This window comes from Sphingomonas gei, from assembly GCF_004792685.1.
Lineage (GTDB): Bacteria > Pseudomonadota > Alphaproteobacteria > Sphingomonadales > Sphingomonadaceae > Sphingomonas > Sphingomonas gei.
In genome coordinates this window covers 326,668-344,211 of sequence record NZ_SRXT01000003.1, presented here as the reverse complement: position 1 = coordinate 344,211, position 17,544 = coordinate 326,668, and the positions used below count along the sequence as shown (strand labels likewise).

15 protein-coding genes are annotated in these 17,544 nt (G+C 66.4%); 8 read left to right on the top strand and 7 right to left on the bottom strand.

Features of this window, described 5'->3' with window-relative positions; genetic code table 11:
- Positions 1-197 precede the first annotated feature (197 nt).
- From E5A73_RS08605 to E5A73_RS08595, 3 genes are all read left to right on the top strand, one after another.
- Entirely contained in the window at positions 198-1,325 is a 1,128-nt protein-coding gene (locus E5A73_RS08605; RefSeq protein WP_420822566.1) for a fumarylacetoacetate hydrolase family protein, read from the top strand.
- Between the two features lie 81 nt (positions 1,326-1,406).
- Positions 1,407-2,204 (top strand): D-xylose 1-dehydrogenase, encoded by a 798-nt coding sequence (gene xylB / locus E5A73_RS08600; RefSeq protein ID WP_135963407.1) that lies wholly within the window; start codon positions 1,407-1,409, stop codon positions 2,202-2,204.
- 1 nt (position 2,205) lies between these two features.
- The gene (locus E5A73_RS08595) at positions 2,206-3,096 is read left to right on the top strand and encodes an SMP-30/gluconolactonase/LRE family protein (RefSeq protein ID WP_206366430.1); all 891 of its coding nucleotides are present in this window, start codon (positions 2,206-2,208) and stop codon (positions 3,094-3,096) included.
- A gap of 63 nt (positions 3,097-3,159) precedes the next feature.
- Here E5A73_RS08595 and E5A73_RS08590 read toward each other — a convergent pair whose 3' ends face one another.
- Positions 3,160-3,669 carry a MarR family winged helix-turn-helix transcriptional regulator gene (locus E5A73_RS08590; protein WP_135963406.1) on the bottom strand — a complete coding sequence of 170 codons (510 nt, stop codon included), beginning with the start codon at positions 3,667-3,669 and terminating at the stop codon, positions 3,160-3,162.
- 341 nt (positions 3,670-4,010) lie between these two features.
- On the opposite strand from E5A73_RS08590, the gene E5A73_RS08585 reads away from it, so the two are divergent.
- From E5A73_RS08585 to E5A73_RS21350, 4 genes are all read left to right on the top strand, one after another.
- Entirely contained in the window at positions 4,011-4,736 is a 726-nt protein-coding gene (locus E5A73_RS08585) for a hypothetical protein (RefSeq protein WP_135963405.1), read from the top strand.
- 52 nt (positions 4,737-4,788) lie between these two features.
- Positions 4,789-5,049 carry a hypothetical protein gene (locus E5A73_RS08580; protein WP_135963404.1) on the top strand — a complete coding sequence of 87 codons (261 nt, stop codon included), beginning with the start codon at positions 4,789-4,791 and terminating at the stop codon, positions 5,047-5,049.
- Between the two features lie 16 nt (positions 5,050-5,065).
- The gene (locus E5A73_RS08575; RefSeq protein ID WP_135963403.1) at positions 5,066-5,551 is read left to right on the top strand and encodes a hypothetical protein; all 486 of its coding nucleotides are present in this window, start codon (positions 5,066-5,068) and stop codon (positions 5,549-5,551) included.
- Between the two features lie 382 nt (positions 5,552-5,933).
- Positions 5,934-6,092, top strand: a complete 159-nt coding sequence (locus E5A73_RS21350; protein ID WP_168355862.1) for a hypothetical protein — start codon at positions 5,934-5,936, stop codon at positions 6,090-6,092.
- Positions 6,093-6,134: 42 nt separating this feature from the next.
- Here the strand turns inward: E5A73_RS21350 and E5A73_RS08565 are convergent, their stop codons facing one another.
- The 4 genes from E5A73_RS08565 to E5A73_RS08550 all read right to left on the bottom strand — a co-directional run bounded on the left by E5A73_RS08565 (position 6,135) and on the right by E5A73_RS08550 (position 11,390).
- Positions 6,135-6,821 (bottom strand): GNAT family N-acetyltransferase, encoded by a 687-nt coding sequence (locus tag E5A73_RS08565; RefSeq protein ID WP_135963401.1) that lies wholly within the window; start codon positions 6,819-6,821, stop codon positions 6,135-6,137.
- 99 nt (positions 6,822-6,920) lie between these two features.
- Positions 6,921-8,696 (bottom strand): IlvD/Edd family dehydratase, encoded by a 1,776-nt coding sequence (locus tag E5A73_RS08560; RefSeq protein WP_135963400.1) that lies wholly within the window; start codon positions 8,694-8,696, stop codon positions 6,921-6,923.
- 74 nt (positions 8,697-8,770) lie between these two features.
- Positions 8,771-10,186 (bottom strand): sugar porter family MFS transporter, encoded by a 1,416-nt coding sequence (locus E5A73_RS08555; RefSeq protein ID WP_135963399.1) that lies wholly within the window; start codon positions 10,184-10,186, stop codon positions 8,771-8,773.
- A gap of 85 nt (positions 10,187-10,271) precedes the next feature.
- Positions 10,272-11,390: a LacI family DNA-binding transcriptional regulator gene (locus E5A73_RS08550; protein WP_135963398.1), complete on the bottom strand. Its 1,119-nt coding sequence runs from the start codon at positions 11,388-11,390 to the stop codon at positions 10,272-10,274.
- A gap of 157 nt (positions 11,391-11,547) precedes the next feature.
- Here E5A73_RS08550 and E5A73_RS08545 point away from each other — a divergent pair, with 157 nt between their 5' ends.
- A complete protein-coding gene (locus E5A73_RS08545; RefSeq protein WP_135963397.1) occupies positions 11,548-13,947 on the top strand; it encodes a glycoside hydrolase family 3 N-terminal domain-containing protein in 2,400 nt (799 codons plus the stop codon).
- A gap of 140 nt (positions 13,948-14,087) precedes the next feature.
- Here the strand turns inward: E5A73_RS08545 and E5A73_RS08540 are convergent, their stop codons facing one another.
- Complete coding sequence (locus tag E5A73_RS08540; protein WP_240700094.1) at positions 14,088-15,794, bottom strand: glycoside hydrolase family 9 protein; 1,707 nt, start codon at positions 15,792-15,794, stop codon at positions 14,088-14,090.
- The gene (locus tag E5A73_RS08535; protein ID WP_240700093.1) at positions 15,794-17,494 is read right to left on the bottom strand and encodes a glycoside hydrolase family 43 protein; all 1,701 of its coding nucleotides are present in this window, start codon (positions 17,492-17,494) and stop codon (positions 15,794-15,796) included. The genes E5A73_RS08540 and E5A73_RS08535 overlap by 1 nt, the downstream gene beginning before the upstream one ends.
- Between the last annotated feature and the right edge of the window lie 50 nt (positions 17,495-17,544).

Below are 17,544 nucleotides of genomic sequence, written 5' to 3'. Positions count from 1 at the left end.
TGAACCACAAAATCTACTTATTTGCGAGTAACTATCAATAGCAGCACACCTGCGATCGATCGACCCATGCTCCGGCGCGATCGACGACGGTATCTTGCTGTTGTTGCTTCGCGTACGACCCTCTCCGGCTTGACAGCGCTTCCAACCCAACCCAATGGTAGCGCTATCAAAATACAAACCCGGCAAGGCGAGGGATCTTGGAAGCGTCTAAAGTCGAATTGCTGCCTGCCGATCATGCGCAGGCCACTCTGGTCGGGCGCGTGTTGCTCGACGCCGGCCCCACCCCCGTGCTGGTCCGCGGCGGCGATGTGTTCGACGTCTCGGGCACTGCCGCCACGGTCGCCGATCTGCTCGAACGCGACGATCTGGCGAGCGTCACCGGCCCGCGGATCTGCGGCGTCGAAGCCCTAGGCACCGGCGATGGTCCCCTGCTGCTCGCCCCTATCGACCTCCAGGTGATCAAGGCCTGCGGCGTCACCTTCGCGCTCTCGGCGATCGAGCGTGTGATCGAGGAGCGCGCGCGCGGCGACGCCGACAGGGCCTCCGAAATCCGCGGCGATCTCGAAGCCAGGGTCGGCTCCGGCATCCGCTCGGTCGTCCCCGGCAGTGCCGACGCCGCCAGCCTCAAGGCGGCGCTGATCGAAGCGGGCATGTGGTCGCAATATCTCGAAGTGGCGATCGGTCCCGATGCCGAAGTGTTCACCAAGGCGCCCGTCCTCGCCGCGGTCGGCTGGGGCGACGAGATCGGCATCCGCTCGGACAGCGACTGGAACAATCCCGAGCCCGAAGTCGTGCTCGTCGTCGATCGCCACGGCAATCCACGCGGCGCGACGCTCGGCAACGACGTCAACCTGCGCGATTTCGAGGGCCGCAGCGCGCTCCTGCTCGGCAAGGCCAAGGACAACAACGCCTCCACCGCGATCGGGCCGTTCATCCGCCTGTTCGACGCCAACTTCACGATGGACGATGTCCGCTCGGCAGTGGTCGATCTCGAAATCACCGGGCCCGAGGGCTACATTCTGCGCGGCACCAACAAGATGAGCGAGATCAGCCGCGATCCCACCGATCTCGTCCGTCAGGCGCTCAGCGAACACCAATATCCCGACGGCTTCGCCTTGTTCCTCGGCACCTTGTTCGCGCCGGTGCAGGATCGCGATCATCCCGGCCGCGGCTTCACCCACAAGCAAGGCGACGTCGTCCGCATCGCCACGCCGAAGCTCGGCGCTCTCGTCAACCGGGTGACGACCTCCAAGGCCGCAGCGCCCTGGGCGTTCGGCATCCGCGACTTGATGCGCAACCTCGCCGCCCGCGGCCTGCTCGCGTGAAAACGGCTTTCGTTAGCCAACCAAACGCCTACGGCAACCATGCTCCCGCGCTCCGTGCGCTCACAGGAATTCGCCCGCTCCATGTCCGAAGCTGATCCCAGCCACCTGCCGCTCGCACGCGATCAGCGGGCGACCTATCCCAGCATCCGCGGCAAGCGCGTGCTGATCACCGGCGGCGGCTCGGGCATCGGCGCCGGCATGGTCGAAGGTTTCGTCCGTCAGGGCGCGCAGGTCACGTTCTTCGACATCGCCGAGGACGATTCCATGGCTCTGGTCGAAAGCCTGAGCGGCGCGGACATCGCCCCCGTCTTCCAGCGCTGCGATCTTACCGACATCACGGCGGTGCAGGCTCAGATCAAGGCGCTGATCGACGAGCACGGCGCGTTCGACGTGCTGATCAACAATGCCGCCAACGACGATCGCCACACGATCGAGCAGGTCACTCCCGAATATTGGGACAACCGCATCGCGGTGAATCTGCGACATTTGTTCTTCGCCGCGCAATCGGTGATTCCGGGGATGAAGGCACAGGGCGGCGGGGTGATCGTCAATCTCGGCTCGATCTCGTGGCATCTCGCGCTCGAGGAGCTCACCCTCTACCAGACCTGCAAGGCCGGCATCGAAGGCCTTACCCGCAGCTTCGCGCGCGAGCTCGGCCCCGACAATATCCGCTCGGTCTGCATCGTTCCCGGCAACGTCAAGACGCCGCGCCAGATGCAATGGTATACCCCCGAAGGCGAGGCCGAGATCGTCAAGGCGCAGTGCCTCAAGGGCCGCCTGGTCCCCGACGATATCGCCGCGATGGCATTGTTCCTTGCCTCCGACGACGCCCGGCTGGTAACGGGCCACGAATATTTCGTGGACGCAGGGTGGCGATGAGATGAGCAAGGTGGCGATTTCCGAGCCGGTCAGCATCTGGCAGCTCGGGGCGCCGCTCGGCGAGGGCCCGGTCTGGGTCGAGCGCGACCAGGCACTCTGGTTCGTCGACATCAAGAGCCACAAGATCCACCGCTTCGACCCCGCGAACGGTGCGACGCGCAGCTGGGACGCGCCCGGCCAGATCGGCTTCATCCTGCCGATCGCGAGCGGCGGCTTCGTCGCCGGGCTACAGACCGGGCTGAGCAAGTTCGACGAGCGCGACGGCAGCTTCACCCATATCTGCGCCCCTGAGCCCGGAAAGCCCGGCAACCGCCTCAACGACGCCACCGTCGACGCCAATGGCCGGCTGTGGTTCGGCAGCATGGACGACAGCGAGGAAGACATCACCGGCGCGATCTATCGCCTCGGCGCCGACGGACACTGCGTCGCGACCAGCCCGCTAGTGGCGATCACCAACGGCCCGGCGGTCAGCCCCGACGGCAAGACCCTCTACCATGTCGATACGCTGGTCGGCGTGATCTACGCCTGCGACATCGATGCCGACGGCATGCTGGCGAACCGCCGCGAATTCGTCCGCATCCCCAATGCCGAGGGTCATCCCGACGGCCCGACCGTCGACAGCGAAGGCTGTGTCTGGGTCGGCCTGTACAATGGCTGGGGCGTGCGCCGCTATTCGGCCGCCGGCGAACTGCTCGAGGAAGTCCGGTTCCCGGTCAGCGCGATCACCAAGATCGCGTTCGGCGGCCCCGACCTCAAGACCGTCTTCGCCACCACCGCCAACAAGCATATCGCGCCCGCCGATCTCGCCAAGGAGCCACATGCCGGCGACCTGTTCCGCTTCGAAGTCAGCGTCCCCGGCCAGAGCGGCATGCTGATCCGCGAAGGCGTCTGACCCGGGCCGCGTTGCGATAGCTTCGCAACAAGGCTGCGAACGCTTAGCAATAACAACCGAGGTTCAGAGGGCAGGCTCGCTTTGCGCCATCGTCGCCTCGAGCTTCTTGAGCAATGTCGCAAGCACCCATTGCTCCTTGTCGGCAAGGCCCGCTATCAGCTGCGCCTGCACCGCCATCTCCTCGCGAAAACCCTGCTCGACCAATTGCTTGCCCCGCGGAGACAGCTCGACGAACACGCTCCTCTTGTCGTCCGTCGCCGCAGGCCGGCGCACCAGCCGCGCCGCCTCGAGCTTGTTGAGCCGCGCGGTCAGCCCGCCCGACGAAATCGCCAGCGCGCGATAGATCTCGGTCGGCCGCAGCCGATGCGGCGGCGGCGCGGCACGCAGCGTCGCCAGCACGTCATAGCCGCCTTCATCGAGGCCCTGCTTTGCGAGCACGGGCTCGACCGCCAGCCGCGCGCGCTGCGCCACGCGCCGCGCGCGCCCGAGCACCGACAGCCCGCGGGTGTCCACTTCGGGCATCGCCGCGGACCACAGGGTAATCAGCTGGTCGACAAGATCGGTCTCGGCCATCGCAGCTCCCTCGACATCGAGACATCTATCTCGACGTCGTGCATCTCAACAAAAAGATAAGAATCTTTAAGACAAGATACTTATCTCCAAGTCAAGAAGTTTATCTTGGAGCCAAGCTATTCACGCTGGTTGCGGGTCCAAGAGCGCAGGCCGGGAGGGGTAATAGCATCGTACGCGATGCAATTACGCCTCGGAATCCCACCATTTGCAAGCATTTTCGCTGCGCAGCGGAGGCGTGCCGGGCCAGATCCGACTCGCCCGGATAACGTCGAATCTATCCAATCCCCGAAGACCTGCAGGATGCAGAATATATCGAACGACGGCTGCGAAGGAAGCAAGGCATGGCAACTCTGGCAGCAACGCCGCCGCGCAGCCGCGCTTACCCAGACCGGATATTCTTCGGCGGTGCCGCAGTCGCGCTGGTGCTGGTGACATTGCTCGGCTTCGCGCCGACTTATTATCTCTCCTATTTCACCGCTGCGCCCGCGCTGGGCCCGCTCGTCCATCTCCACGGCGTGGTGTTCAGTGCGTGGATGATCCTCTACGCCGGACAGAACTGGTTGATCGGTACCGGCAATGTCCGTTGGCATCGCCGCACCGGGATGGCGGGCGCGGCGCTGGCGGTGCTCGTGTTCGTAGTCGGCGTGGTGACGACGATCACGCTTGCCCGCGCCAACCTCCACGCCGCGGTCCGCCATGGCGCGCCGCCGATCTTCCCGCTCGGCGCGATCACCGCGTTCGCCGTCCTCTTTACAGCGGGGATTGCCGTGCGGCAGCGCCCGGCGCACCACAAGCGCCTGATGCTGCTCGCCACCGTCGCGCTCGCCACCACGCCGCTGGCGCGCATCACGCGCATGGCAACCAACGCCGTCACGCCGCCGGTCGGCGGCATGCTCCTCTCCGATCTGTTCCTGCTCGCCCTCGTGGCGTTCGACCTGCGCCAGCGCGGCCGCGTCCATCCGGCGACGCTGGCAGGCGGCGGCTTCCTGCTCGCGTCGCAGCTGTTCCGCCTCACCTTCAGCCAGACCGGCCTGTGGCGGAGCTTCCTCCACACGGTGGTCGGTTGACCGCCCCCCGCGCCGGCTTGCGTCCCGGGCGATTTCGCATAGGCAGAGCCCCATGAACTTCGACGATCAGCTCCGCCGCTATTTCGGCACCGCCGACCCCGCCACGCTCAGCCCCGACGCGCTCGCCGACGGCACCGATCGCATCCGCGTCGACCTTGGCCTCGAAAAGGACCGCAATCGCCGCTTCGCCTTATGGGCGCTCCTCCACATCCTCGGCAACGCCCCCGATCTCGATGTCGCGTTCAAGGACGAAGCCGACCGCGAAGCCGCACGCAACTTCATGGACCTGATGGCTGGAAACGGAGACGATTGAAGCGAAGGGACAGATCATGCCGATTCGATACACTCTGCTCGCCCTGCTGGCTCTCGCAACGCCCGCGGCGGCGCAGATCATCCTTTCCTCGGCCGACCAGGCCGCGGCGTTCAAGGCGGCCGGCTTCAAGAAGCACGGCAGCCAGTGGCAAGCATGCGGCGATCCCGGCAGCGCCAGCTATACCCCTGGCAAGATCGAGACCTTCCGCGATCTCAATGGCGACGGCCGGCCCGAGGCAGTGATCACCGAAGGCAGCATCGCCTGTTTCGGCGGCGACGAGATGGGCTACAATTTGGTCAGCAAGCAGGCCGATCAGACGTGGAAGCGGATTACCGACGGCGCGGGAATCCTCACGATTCTCGCGACCAAGGGCATGGGCGGCTGGCCCGATCTCGAAATCGGCGGCCAGGGCTTCTGCTTCCCGGTCCAGCGCTGGAACGGCAAGGCCTATGTGCTCCAGCGTCACCAATATGAGGGGAAACCGTGCCGGCCGGCGCGGTAGTCGAACAGCCTGCATCGGTTTGCCCTCGCGACCAGTCGCGCCGTACGGATCAATACCCCAAACGGCGACAGGTGATGGCAAGCTGCCATTGGCGTTTCGCGGGTTCGGCACTAGCATGGCCGCTATGACACTAACGTCTCCAGCGCAGCAGCGCGAAATGTTGGCACTTAGCTTCGAGCAAACCGAACACGGTTTCGTGTATTATCATTATCGTTGGTCACGCGGTATTCCGGTAACGCCAGAGGAAAGAGAGGGGTATCTTAACATTCCGGTGTTTGGATCAAGACGCGCGTGGCGTAAGTCATTGGCAGGACGACAAACAACGCCAAAGCGAGCATACGGTCCGGTGGCATGGAAGCTCTTGCAGACAATGCCGTTCAGAATGGCGATTTTCGCCCTAATCTTCGGCGTCGTCGGATTGGTTTCGGGATTCAACGAATCAAACATGGCGCTCGCCACGGTGTACGTGGGGGCCGGGTGCGCAATGCTCTTTTTCGGCGGATCAATCATCGCGGCGCGGTTTCGAGCGATCCAGCGGTAGCGTCCGTTTCTGGGCGATAACCGCCGTCCCCCTCCACGATCCCTACCCTGCTTCCGGCTCCAGCACCGCCACATTAACCTCGCACCGCAACCGAAACCCCAAGCTCTCATACAGCGTGATCGCGCCGCGATTATCGGCATAGGCATGGAGGAACGGCGTCTCGCCCCGCGCGGCGATCCGCGCCGCCACCACGCGCATCAGCCCGCCGGCATAGCCGCGTCCGCGCCAGTCTGGATGGGTGCAGACTCCGCTGACTTCGGTGAACCCCTCGGGCTTCGTCCGCTCGCCCGCCATCGCCACCAGCCGCCCGGAATCGCGGATGCCGATGAACGCACCCAGCCGGTGCGTCCGCGCGAAGAACGGGCCCGGCTCGGTCAGCGTCGCGAGCGCGAGCATTTCCGCCGCGTCGCCGTCACCGAGTTCGAGGAAGTCGAGCGCGCCGCTGCCCGACAGCGTTTCCGCCACCATCTGCACGCCCATGCGACGCTTGACCGCCACGGTGCCGGGCACCGGCGGCAACCGATCCTTTTGCAGCACGATCGCCGGCCCGGTGGCCGCGATCAGCGCGCCCAGTGCTTCCAGCGAGGCGGGGGCGTGGTCGCCGACCGCGGCGAAGATCGCATAATCGCGGTCATAACGCAGTGCGCGCCCCTCGCCCCGGGCCAGCGGCTGCTGCCGGGTGCACAGCGCGGTCCAGGCGGGGCGATCGAGCGGGTGCGGCTGCTCCATGCTTCCTCTCCGTCATCCCGGCGAAAGCCGGGATCTCAGGCCGCGGGCGCGACGTCGTCGCACGCGATCCCGGCTTTCTCCAGGATGACGACGGGCGCGTCAGTGATTGTGCCGCGGCACCTTCTCGCTCGTCCGCCGATACTTCAGCGCGAAGTCCAGCACCCCACCCTCGCTTAGTTGCCCCGTCTTCTCGCGGTACAATTCCTCCCATGGCGTATTGCTCGCCGGAACCGGTGGCGCCGGCTCCAGCTTGCGCCGCGCGATCTCGGCTTCGTCGACCAGCGCGTCGCAAGTCCCGGCATTGAGATCGATGCGGACCATGTCGCCCGTCCGCAGCCAGGCCAGCCCGCCACCCGCCGCGCTCTCCGGCGAGGCATTGAGGATCGACGGGCTGTCCGAAGTCCCCGATTGGCGCCCGTCGCCCAAGGTCGGCAGGCTCAGGATCCCCTGCTGGATCAAATGATCGGGCGGCTGCATGTTGACCACTTCGGCCGATCCGGGCCAGCCGATCGGCCCCGAACCGCGGATCACCAGGATGCAGTTCGCATCGATCTCCAGCGCGGGATCGTTGATCCGGTGGTGATAATCGTCCGATCCGTCGAACACGATCGCCCTTCCCTCGAACACCCCCTCGGCGCCCAGCCGCGACAGATAGCGCGCGCGGAAATCGTCGGAGATCACGCTGGTCTTCATGATCGCCATGTCGAACAGGTTGCCCGAAAGCACGAGGAACCCCGCCTTTTCCTTGAGTGGCGCATCCCAGGGCAGGATCACGTCGCGGTCGCGGACCTGCGCGGCGGCGACATTCTCGGCAAGCGTCTTGCCGGTGCAGGTGAGGACGCTGCCGTCGAGCGCACCGTTGGCGAGCATCTCGGTGAGCACTGCGGGGATGCCGCCGGCGCGGTGGAAGCGCTCAGACAGGAATTCGCCCGCGGGCTGCATGTTGACCACCAGCGGCAGGTCATAGCCCGAGCGCCAGTCGTCGGGCGTGATGTCGATCCCGGCATGCCGTGCCATCGCGACCAGGTGCGGCTGGGCGTTGGTCGACCCGCCGATCGCAGTGAGCAATTTGATCGCGTTGAGGAAGCTCGCCTTGCTCAATATCTTCGAGGGCCGCAGATCCTCATACGCCATGTCGACGATCCGCCGCCCGGTCTCATACGCCATCTGCCCGCGCTCGCGATACGGCGCCGGGATCATCGCGCAGCCCGGCAGGCTCATCCCCAGCCCCTCGGCAATCGAGTTCATCGTCGATGCGGTGCCCATCGTGTTGCAATGGCCCGAGGACGGCGCGCTGTCCGTGGCGCGGCGGAGGAATTCCTCTTCGTCGATCTCGCCCGCCGCCAGCTTGCGCCGACTGCGCCAGATTACCGTGCCCGATCCGACCAATTCGCCTTCATGCCAGCCATCGAGCATCGGCCCGCCCGACAGCACGATCGCCGGAATGTCGACAGTGGAAGCCGCCATCAGCGACGACGGCGTGGTCTTGTCGCAGCCGGTGGTCAGGATCACCGCGTCGATCGGATAGCCGTTGAGGATCTCGACCAGCCCGAGATAGGCCAGGTTGCGATCCAGCGCCGCGGTCGGCCGGCGGCAATTCTCGAAGATCGGGTGGAGCGGGAATTCCATCGGCACGCCGCCCGCCGCGAGGATCCCTTCGCGCGCGCGCTTGACCGTCTCCAGATGGATCCGGTTGCACGGCGCGATGTCGCTGCCCGATTGCGCGATCCCGATGATCGGCTTGCCGCCGCGCAGTTCGTCGGGGGTGATGCCATAGTTCATGAAGCGCTCGAGATAGAGCGCCGCCATGTCGCTGCGGCCGGGCGCGGCAAACCATTCGCGCGAGCGGAACGGGCGGGCGGGGGTGCGGGTCATGGCGTTCGGACTACTCCAATCGTCATCCCGGCTCGCGCCGGGATGACGGCTTTACTTTCAACGACGCGGAAGGCTCAGCCTTCCATCGCCTCGAGTTCCTTGCCCTTGGTTTCCTGGATGAACCGCTGGACGAGGAAGAAGCTGATCACCGCGCAGATCGCGTAGAAGCTGTAGCTACGGGCGAGCCCGATACCCGCCAGCATGATCGGAAACGCCTGCGCGATCAGGTAATTGGCGAACCACTGCGCGAAGCCGCAAACCGCCAGCGCCGAGCCGCGGATCTGGTTCGGGAACATCTCGCCGAGCATCACCCACATCACCGGGCCCCAGCTGACGTTGAAGAAGATCACATAGAGATTGGCGGCGACCACCGCGATCAACCCGCTCTGCCCCGGCAGGACCAGCTTGCCGTCGACCAGCGCGCCCTGGCTGAACGCATAGACCATCGCGAACAAGGTGACTGCCATCCCCGCCGAACCGATCAGCAGCAGCGGCTTGCGGCCGATCTTGTCGATCACGGCGATGGTAACGAAGCAGGCGGCGATCGAGACGAAGCCAGAGACGATGTTGATCAGCAGCGAGTCCGCCTCGCTGAAGCCGGCCGCCTGCCACAGGGTCGAGCCGTAATAGAAGATCACGTTGATCCCGACGAGCTGCTGGAACACTGCGAGCAGCAAGCCAGCCCAGACGATTGAGCGAAGACCAAGGAAACCGCGGCCACCCGTTGGAGTCAGCACGTCGCTGAGCCGCGGATTGTGGTCGACCGAGAAGCTCGCCTGGATCTCGGCGAGCTTGAGCCCGCCCTCAGTCGGGCCGAACAGCGACGTCAGCACGCGAAGCGCATCCGGATTGCGTCCCTTGGAGACGAGATAGCGCGGGCTCTCCGGGATGAAGAACAAGGCGATCAGAAACACCGCGGCGGGCAGCGCCTGCATCAGATACATCCAGCGCCACGCTTCGATCCCACCCCAGAACGGGTTGGTCGATGCGCCTGCCGCTCCGGCAAGGTAATAATTGACCACGAACGCGGCAGTAAGGCCGGTGATGATCATGATCTGCTGGACCGTCGTCATCCGCCCACGGATGTTCGCCGGCGCGACTTCGGAGATATAGGCCGGCGACAGCACCGAAGCGGCGCCCACCGCCATGCCGCCGAGGATCCGGGCGACGACGAAGATGGTGTGATCGTGCGCCAGCCCCTGGACCAATGCGCCGATGAGGAAGAGGATCGCGGCGACCCGCATCACGTTTCGGCGGCCCATCCGGTCGGCCAGCGTGCCCGCGGAGAACGCGCCGATGACGCAGCCGATCAGCAGCGATCCGACGGTGAAGCCGAGCCCGGCATCGTCGAGCGCGAACGCCGCCTTGAGCCCCGGCTGGGTGCCGTTCACGGCGCCGCTGTCATATCCGAAAAGCAATCCGCCGATCGTCGCGACCGCGACGATGGCGCTGATCAGGCCGATATTGGCCCTCTCGGCGGTCTGGTTCATCCCACTTCCTCTCCTGGCCACCCATGCGCGACCGGCACGGCGTGTTAGCGGTAACGGTGGCCCGGACGCTCAGGAAATGCAAGCGCTAGCGCAGGCCCGGGTTGCTCGTGGCACCCGCGCCGCGTCGCCCGCCGCCGGCGCGCGCCGGGGCAGTCCCCTTGGGCGGCGCCGAGGATTCGCGGACGATCAGCTCGTGATCGAGGACCTGGTCCTCGAGCTTGTCGGTCTCCGACGAGCGATGCGACCGGATCCGCGCGAGCAGCAGCGCCAGCGCCTCCTCGGCCATCGTCGAGATCGGCTGACGCACGGTGGTGAGCTCGGGCCAGACGGTGGTGGCGAGCGAGGTGTCGTCGAACCCGACCACGCTCAGATCCTGCGGCACGTGCAGCCCGCGGCGATGCGCGACGCCGACCGCGGCCGCCGCCATGTCGTCGTTGCTCGCGAAGATCGCGGTCGGCGGATCGGCCCGGTCGAGCAGCCGCTCGGCGGCGACGATCCCCGAACGAAACGTGAAATAGCCCTGCTCCACCGGCGCCGACTTGACGTCGATCCCGGCCTCTTCGAGCGCCGCGGCGAAGCCGCGATAGCGCTCGGCGCTCGACGTCTGGTTGGGATTGCCGCGGATGAAGCCGATCCGGCGGTGTCCCAGGTCGAGCAGATGCCGGGTCATCGCCGCGGCACCTTCGAAATCGTCGATCCGCACGTTGAGGCTGCGCGCCGGCGGCAGTCCCATCGCCACCGAAACCCACGGAATCCCCGCCGCCTCGAGCTCCGCGCGCACCGGCGCCGCCTCGGACAAGGGCGGCGGCAGGATCACCCCTTCGACGCTGGTCGAGGCAAAGCTCCGCGTCGCCTCGGCCTGCTCGTCGGGCCGCTCGCTCTCGCACGCTTCGAGCACGAGGTGGCACCCGGCCCGCCGCGCCGCGGCCAGCGCGCCGATCAGGAATTGCGACAGATACGCCGCCGACGGGTTCGAATAGAGCAACCCGATCTGCGTCGCATCGCCGGCGGCAAGGCTGCGTGCGGCGCTGTTCGGCGAATAATTGAGCTGTGCGATCGCGGCGAGCACGGCTTCGCGCGTGGTCTCGCGCACATTGGTGCCGCCGTTGACGACGCGCGACACCGTCATCGCCGACACCCCGGCAACGCGGGCGACGTCTTGCACGGTGACCGTCCCGCGGCTTCTTCGGCTAGGCTTGCTCATCCCCGTCCTTTGCGCCCGAGGCATAAGATGCGGTTTCGCGGAATGCAATCGACATGAAACCGGTTGCGTATCGGTTGACCCTCCCGCCGGGGGTCGATACCTGATAGCGCTACCACAACGATCAATAAGGCGTCGCAACGCCAATCAGGAGAGGTTCATGCCCGTTTCCCGCCGGTTCCGCGCCGCGGCGCTCGCCGCCGTTGCCGCGCTAGCACTCACCCCATCGCTCGTGCCGCCCGCGCGCGCGCAGGCCAGCCGCGCCGACAAGCCGCTCTACAGGGACGCCGCCCAGCCGATCGACGCCCGCGTCGAGGATCTGCTCGGCCGCATGACCTTGGAGGAGAAGGTCCAGCAGATGGTCGCGATCTGGCTCCAGAAGGACAAGATCCAGACCCCCGATGGCGAGTTCGACCCCGCCAAGGCGAGCAGCAACTTCCCCAACGGCCTCGGCCAGATCTCGCGTCCCTATGATCGCCGTGCGATCACCCAGGGCCCCGCCGCGGGCGCCGCCGCCGGCACGATCAACCGCAGCGCCGAGGACACCGCGCGCTACATCAACGCCGCGCAGAAATGGGCCGTCGAGAAGACCCGGCTGGGCATCCCGTTGATCCTCCACGAGGAGGCGCTGCACGGCTATGTCGCCCCCGGCGCGACCAGCTTCCCCCAGGCGATCGCGCTCGCCAGCACCTGGAACCCGAAGCTTCAGGAACGGATTTTCGCGATCGCTGCACGCGAGATGCGCGCCCGCGGCGCCAATCTCGCGCTCGCCCCGGTGGTCGACGTCGCCCGCGATCCGCGCTGGGGCCGGATCGAGGAAACCTATGGCGAGGACCCCTACCTCGTCGGCGAGATGGGCCTGGCCGCGATCCGCGGCTTCCAGGGCACCACATTGCCGCTCGCCAAGGACAAGGTCTATGTCACGCTCAAGCACATGACCGGTCATGGTGCGCCGGAGAGCGGCACCAATATCGGCCCGGCGACGGTGTCCGAGCGCACCCTGCGCGAGAATTTCTTCCCCCCGTTCGAACGCGCGGTCACCGAGCTGCCGGTGATGTCGGTGATGCCGTCGTACAACGAGATCGACGGCATCCCCAGCCACGCCAATCGCTGGCTGCTCCATGACGTGCTGCGCCAGGAATGGGGCTTCAAGGGCGTCGTGCTCAGCGACTATTTCGCGATCCGCGAGCTCAACACGCGCCACCATCTGTCGGACAATCTCAGCGACGCCGCCGTGCGCGCGCTCGATGCCGGAGTCGATTTCGAGACCCCCGACGCCGAAGCCTATGCCAATCTGCCCCAACTCGTCCGCGAAGGCCGGGTCAGCCAGGCGCAGATCGACGAATCGGTCCGCCGCATTCTCAAGCTAAAGTTCAACGCCGGGCTGTTCGAAAGCCCCTATGTCGACGCCAAGGCCGCGGCGCGGAAGACCGAGACCCCCGACGCGATTGCCCTCGCGCGCGAGGCCGCCCGCCAGGCGATCGTGCTGCTCAAGAACGATAAAGGTCTGCTCCCGCTCGACGCCGGCAGGATCAAGCGCCTCGCGGTGATCGGCACGCACGCCAGCGACACGCCGATCGGCGGCTATAGCGACGTCCCCCGCCACGTCGTCAGCGTCCTCGAAGGGCTCAAGGCCGAAGGCAAGGGCAAGTTCCAGGTCGATTTCGCCGAAGGCGTGAAGCTGACCAAAAGCCGCGCCTGGGCCGAAGACGCAGTCGAACTGGTCGACGATGCCACCAACGATCGCCTCCGCGCCGAGGCTCTGGAGACCGCCAGACAAGCCGACACCATCGTCCTCGTGCTCGGCGACAACGAGCAGCTCAGCCGCGAAGCCTGGGCCGACAACCATCTCGGCGATCGCAACAGCCTCGAGCTGATCGGCCCGCAAAACCAGCTGGCGAAGGAGATCTTCGCGCTCGGCAAGCCGGTGGTCGTGCTGTTGCTCAATGGCCGCCCGCTCGCGGTGAAGTATCTGTCGGAGAACGCCCCGGCGCTGGTCGAGGGCTGGTATCTCGGCCAGGAGACCGGCAACGCCGTCGCCGACGTGCTGTTCGGCCGCGCCAATCCGGGCGGCAAGCTGCCGGTGACGATCGCCCGCGACGTCGGCCAGCTGCCGATGTTCTACAATCACAAGCCGAGCGCGCGCCGCGGCTATCTCTTCGCCGAGACCAGCCCGCTCTACCCGTTCGGCTATGGCCTGTCCTACACGACGTTCGAAGTCGCCGCGCCGGTGCTCGCGACGCCGACGATCGGGCGGTACAACAATGTCCGCGTCAGCGTCGACGTGACCAACACCGGCACGCGCGCTGGCGACGAGGTCGTCCAGCTCTACGTCCGCGACGATCTCGCCAGCGTCACGCGCCCGGTCAAGGAATTGAAGCGGTTCGAGCGCGTCACCCTGCAGCCGGGCGAGAAGAAGACCGTCCAGTTCGAACTCACCCCGCGCGACCTGTCGCTGTGGAACGTCGACATGAAGCGCGTCGTCGAGCCGGGCACCTTCACGATCTCGTCGGGCCCGGACTCGGTCAAGCTTAAGAGCACCACGCTGACGGTGAAATAAGAAAATCCTCCCCCGCGAAGCGGGGGAGGTGGCGCCGAAGGCGACGGAGGGGGCCTGGCCGCCACGACATCGCTCGCGGCGAGGCCCCCTCCACCACTTCGTGGTCCCCCTCCCCCGCTGCGCGAGGGAGGATTTGCCGACTAGCTATCCAACCAAGCCGCCACCCAGAACAGCGGCGCGTTCCAGTTGATCGCCACTTCGTTCATCGAATAGGCATGCACATCGTCGACCCAGCAACGCTGCGGCGCGCACTTCCCCCGCATCGCCTTCGCTACGTCGTCGCTCATCGAAGTCGAATTCGGCCCGCCCGAAAGCACCCCCGGCGGCGGCCCGGGCAGCTTGGCGTCGAGCGAATGCGCCCAGAAGCGATGATGCGGGTTCAGCAGCGGTCGCGCGCCATAGCCGCTGACATAGGATTGGCCGAGCGGGTTGCGCCCCAGCACATAGTCGATCGCGTCCACCACCCCCGCGCGATACCTGGTCACGCCGGTGATATCGTGCGCCAGCCCGAGCAGCATCGCGCGATTGAGCAGGCTCGAATTGGATCCCCAGGGATAGTCCTTCGCCACATAGGGAATGCCATAGCCATTGCCCTTCTCGTCGGCGAGAAAGCGATCCGCCGCGGCGACGATCGCGCGGCGCAACCGGTCGATCTCAACCTTGGGCAGGCCATTGCGTGCGGTCGCGAGCGTGATCGCTCCTAACGTCGCAGTGCTCGGCCAGCCCGGCTCGCGCAGATCGGCGCGGAAGTGCGGCGATCCGGTCACGGCCTCGCGATATTCCGCTCCGCCGGTCGTCGCGAACAATTCGGCGGCCGCCCAGAAGAATTCGTCCGAGACGTCGCCGTCGCCATAGCCGCCGCTGCCGGTGAAGCTGTTGGAGGCGTAGATTTGTGGATTGCGCTTCGCCGCTTGCCATGCGCGCTCCGCAGCGGCGCGGCAGCGTGCGGCGAAGGCGTCGTCCACGCCGCGCCAGACCCGGGCACACTGCGCCGCGGTGGCGGCAAGGTTGAGCGTCGCCGCGGTGGTCGGCGGATAGAGCAGCCGTTCCTCGGGATCGTCCTGCGGCGGCATCGGCAGCTTGGTCCAGTTGCGGTCGGCGACCTTCTGGTGCGCCATCCCGCCCACATCGATCTCAGGTCCGGTCGGAAGCCGGGTCCGGGTACCTTCGGGCACTTGCATCGCGAGGAGGAACGCCATTTCGAACTTCGCCTCGTCGAGCAGCCCGGCCACCGGCCGCCGTTCGAACGCATTGAGCAAGGTCCACAGCGCAATACCGCCATTGACGACATATTTGCCGTGGTCCCCCGCGTCATACCAGCCGCCGGTCACGTCGAGCGCATAGCCGCACCCCGGCCATTCCACGCCGCGCTCGTCGCGTCCGGCAAAGCATTTCGCGACTTCCTTCGGATGCCCCGCCGGCCGCGCCCACTTCGCGCCGACCCGCTTTGCCTCGATCGGCACGCCGGCGCGCTGGTGATAAAAGAACGCCAGCGCATCCCGAGCCAGCGGCGCATAGATCCCCGCACGGATAACGAAGGGATCGCTGCGTGAACCGTTCACCACCAGGCGATAACCCTCCCCCGGCGTGCGCACATCGCTGAAGTCGATCCGCTGCACCTCGCCGCCCGAGGCGGCATCCGGTCCGTAGACCTGCGCCTTACCGCGCTTCACGGTTTGCCCGCGCGCATCGACGAGAGTCCATTCGATCGGCGCCGCACCGCCCTCGACGATCGCGATCTTGGCGTCGCCGGGCTCGAAGCCGATCTGATTGAGGTGGATCGGCAGCGCCGCCGGGCTCGCCGCGCCGAAGGTCAGAGCAGTTGCGGCAAGGATCGCCGCGCGCATCATCGTTCCGCGCTCCCCGCGAACACGCCGAACGTCGACCCGACGAACCCACCCGCCACCTTGGTGGTCAGCGAATCCGTCGTCAGCCGAGTCAGCGGCCGCCACGCCAGCATCGGCACGTCGGGGCTGCCCAGCACCCGCGCGTACGAAAACACATAGCGATTGCCGCGCACTTCGATGCGCAGCGCCAGCGGCCTGCCCGGCCCGATGCCGTAAGCGCTAGCCTCCACCGCGGCGACGGTTTCGCCCGCCGCCGCGGAATCGGTCCCGTCGCGACGATCGAGCACCAGCGCCAGCTTGCCGCCGACTTGCTTCAGTCCGAGGAAGAACCAGTAATCGTCATTCTGCAGCACGGCGATCCCGGCGCGGTCGCCGTCCTTCTCCGGCGTGAAGCGCACCACCGTCTCGGCGGCGGCATTGCGGTGCTGCTGGCGCCGCCCGAGGAAGGACGGGTTGGCATTGTCGCCGAGCCCTACCGGGCGCGCGGTGAGCGATAGCCTGCCGTCGCTGAGCGCGAACCAGTTGCTCCGCGGATTGCGCAGCATCATCCAGTAAGGCGGCAGCTTCGCCCCGTCGAACTCATCGCGCACAGTGAATCCGCCGCTGGTCGGCACCGGCGGTGCGGGCTGCGGCGGCAGAGCGGGCCGCGTCGCCACCCACGGGATCACCTGGCCCGGATCGGTGATCCGCGGCCAGCCATTCTCCCAGCGCACCGGCAACAGGAACGTCTCGCGCCCGGTCGAGTAGAAGTCGCCGGCATAAGGCCGCACGGCGAGGAAGGTCGCCCACCATTTGCCGTCTGGGGTGGTGACCAGCTGGGCATGCCCCGCCGAAGTGATCGGATCGGTGCGGTCGCCCGGCAGGCCGCGCTGGGTGAGGATCGGGTTGGCCGGGTTCGCCTCGAAGGGCCCGGTGACGCTCTTCGAGCGCAGGATCACCTGACTATGCCCCTCGGCAGTCCCCCCCTCCGCGCAGCTGAGATAATAATAGCCGTCCTTCTTGAAGATGTGCGGCCCCTCGATCCAGATCGGCTTCTTCGAGAAATCGACTCCGCCGTTGACCAGCACTTTCCGCGGGCCGATCGGCTTGCGCGCCGCGAGATCGAACTGCTGGATCCAGATCGCGCGATGCCCCTCATATTCCGGTTTGCCTTCGGGCGGGCCGTTGTTGAGGATCCAGGTCTTGCCGTCGGTGTCGAAGAACAAGGACGGATCGATCCCGCCCTCGAGCTCGGGCAGCCATATCGGGTCGGACCACGGCCCTGCCGGGTTCTTGGCAGTGACCAGGAAATTGCCGCCGCAATCGACGCAGGTGTTGAGGATGTAGAAAATCCCAGCCTTCGCCTGGATCGTCGGCGCGAACACCCCGCGCGACAGCCCAAGCTGCTTGAAGTCGAGCTGCTCGGGCCGATCGATCGCATTGCCGATCTGCGTCCAGCTGACCAGATCGCGGCTGTGGAATACCGGAATGCCAGGAAAGTAGCTGAAGGTCGACGTGACCAGATAGAAGTCCTTGCCCACTCGCGTGACGCTCGGATCGGGATAGAATCCCTGCAGGATCGGATTGCGATACTCGCCCGCCGCAGGCTGGCTGGCCCGGTCGACCGAATCCTCGCCGCGATATTCGAACCAGTCGAAGTTCGCGACGGGTTGCGCCGCGGCGGGGGTGGCAAAGGTCAGAGCCAGAAAGGCTAGCGCCAACCCTATGCCGTCACCCCGGCGAAAGCCGGGGTCCAGAGTAACAGGCGGTG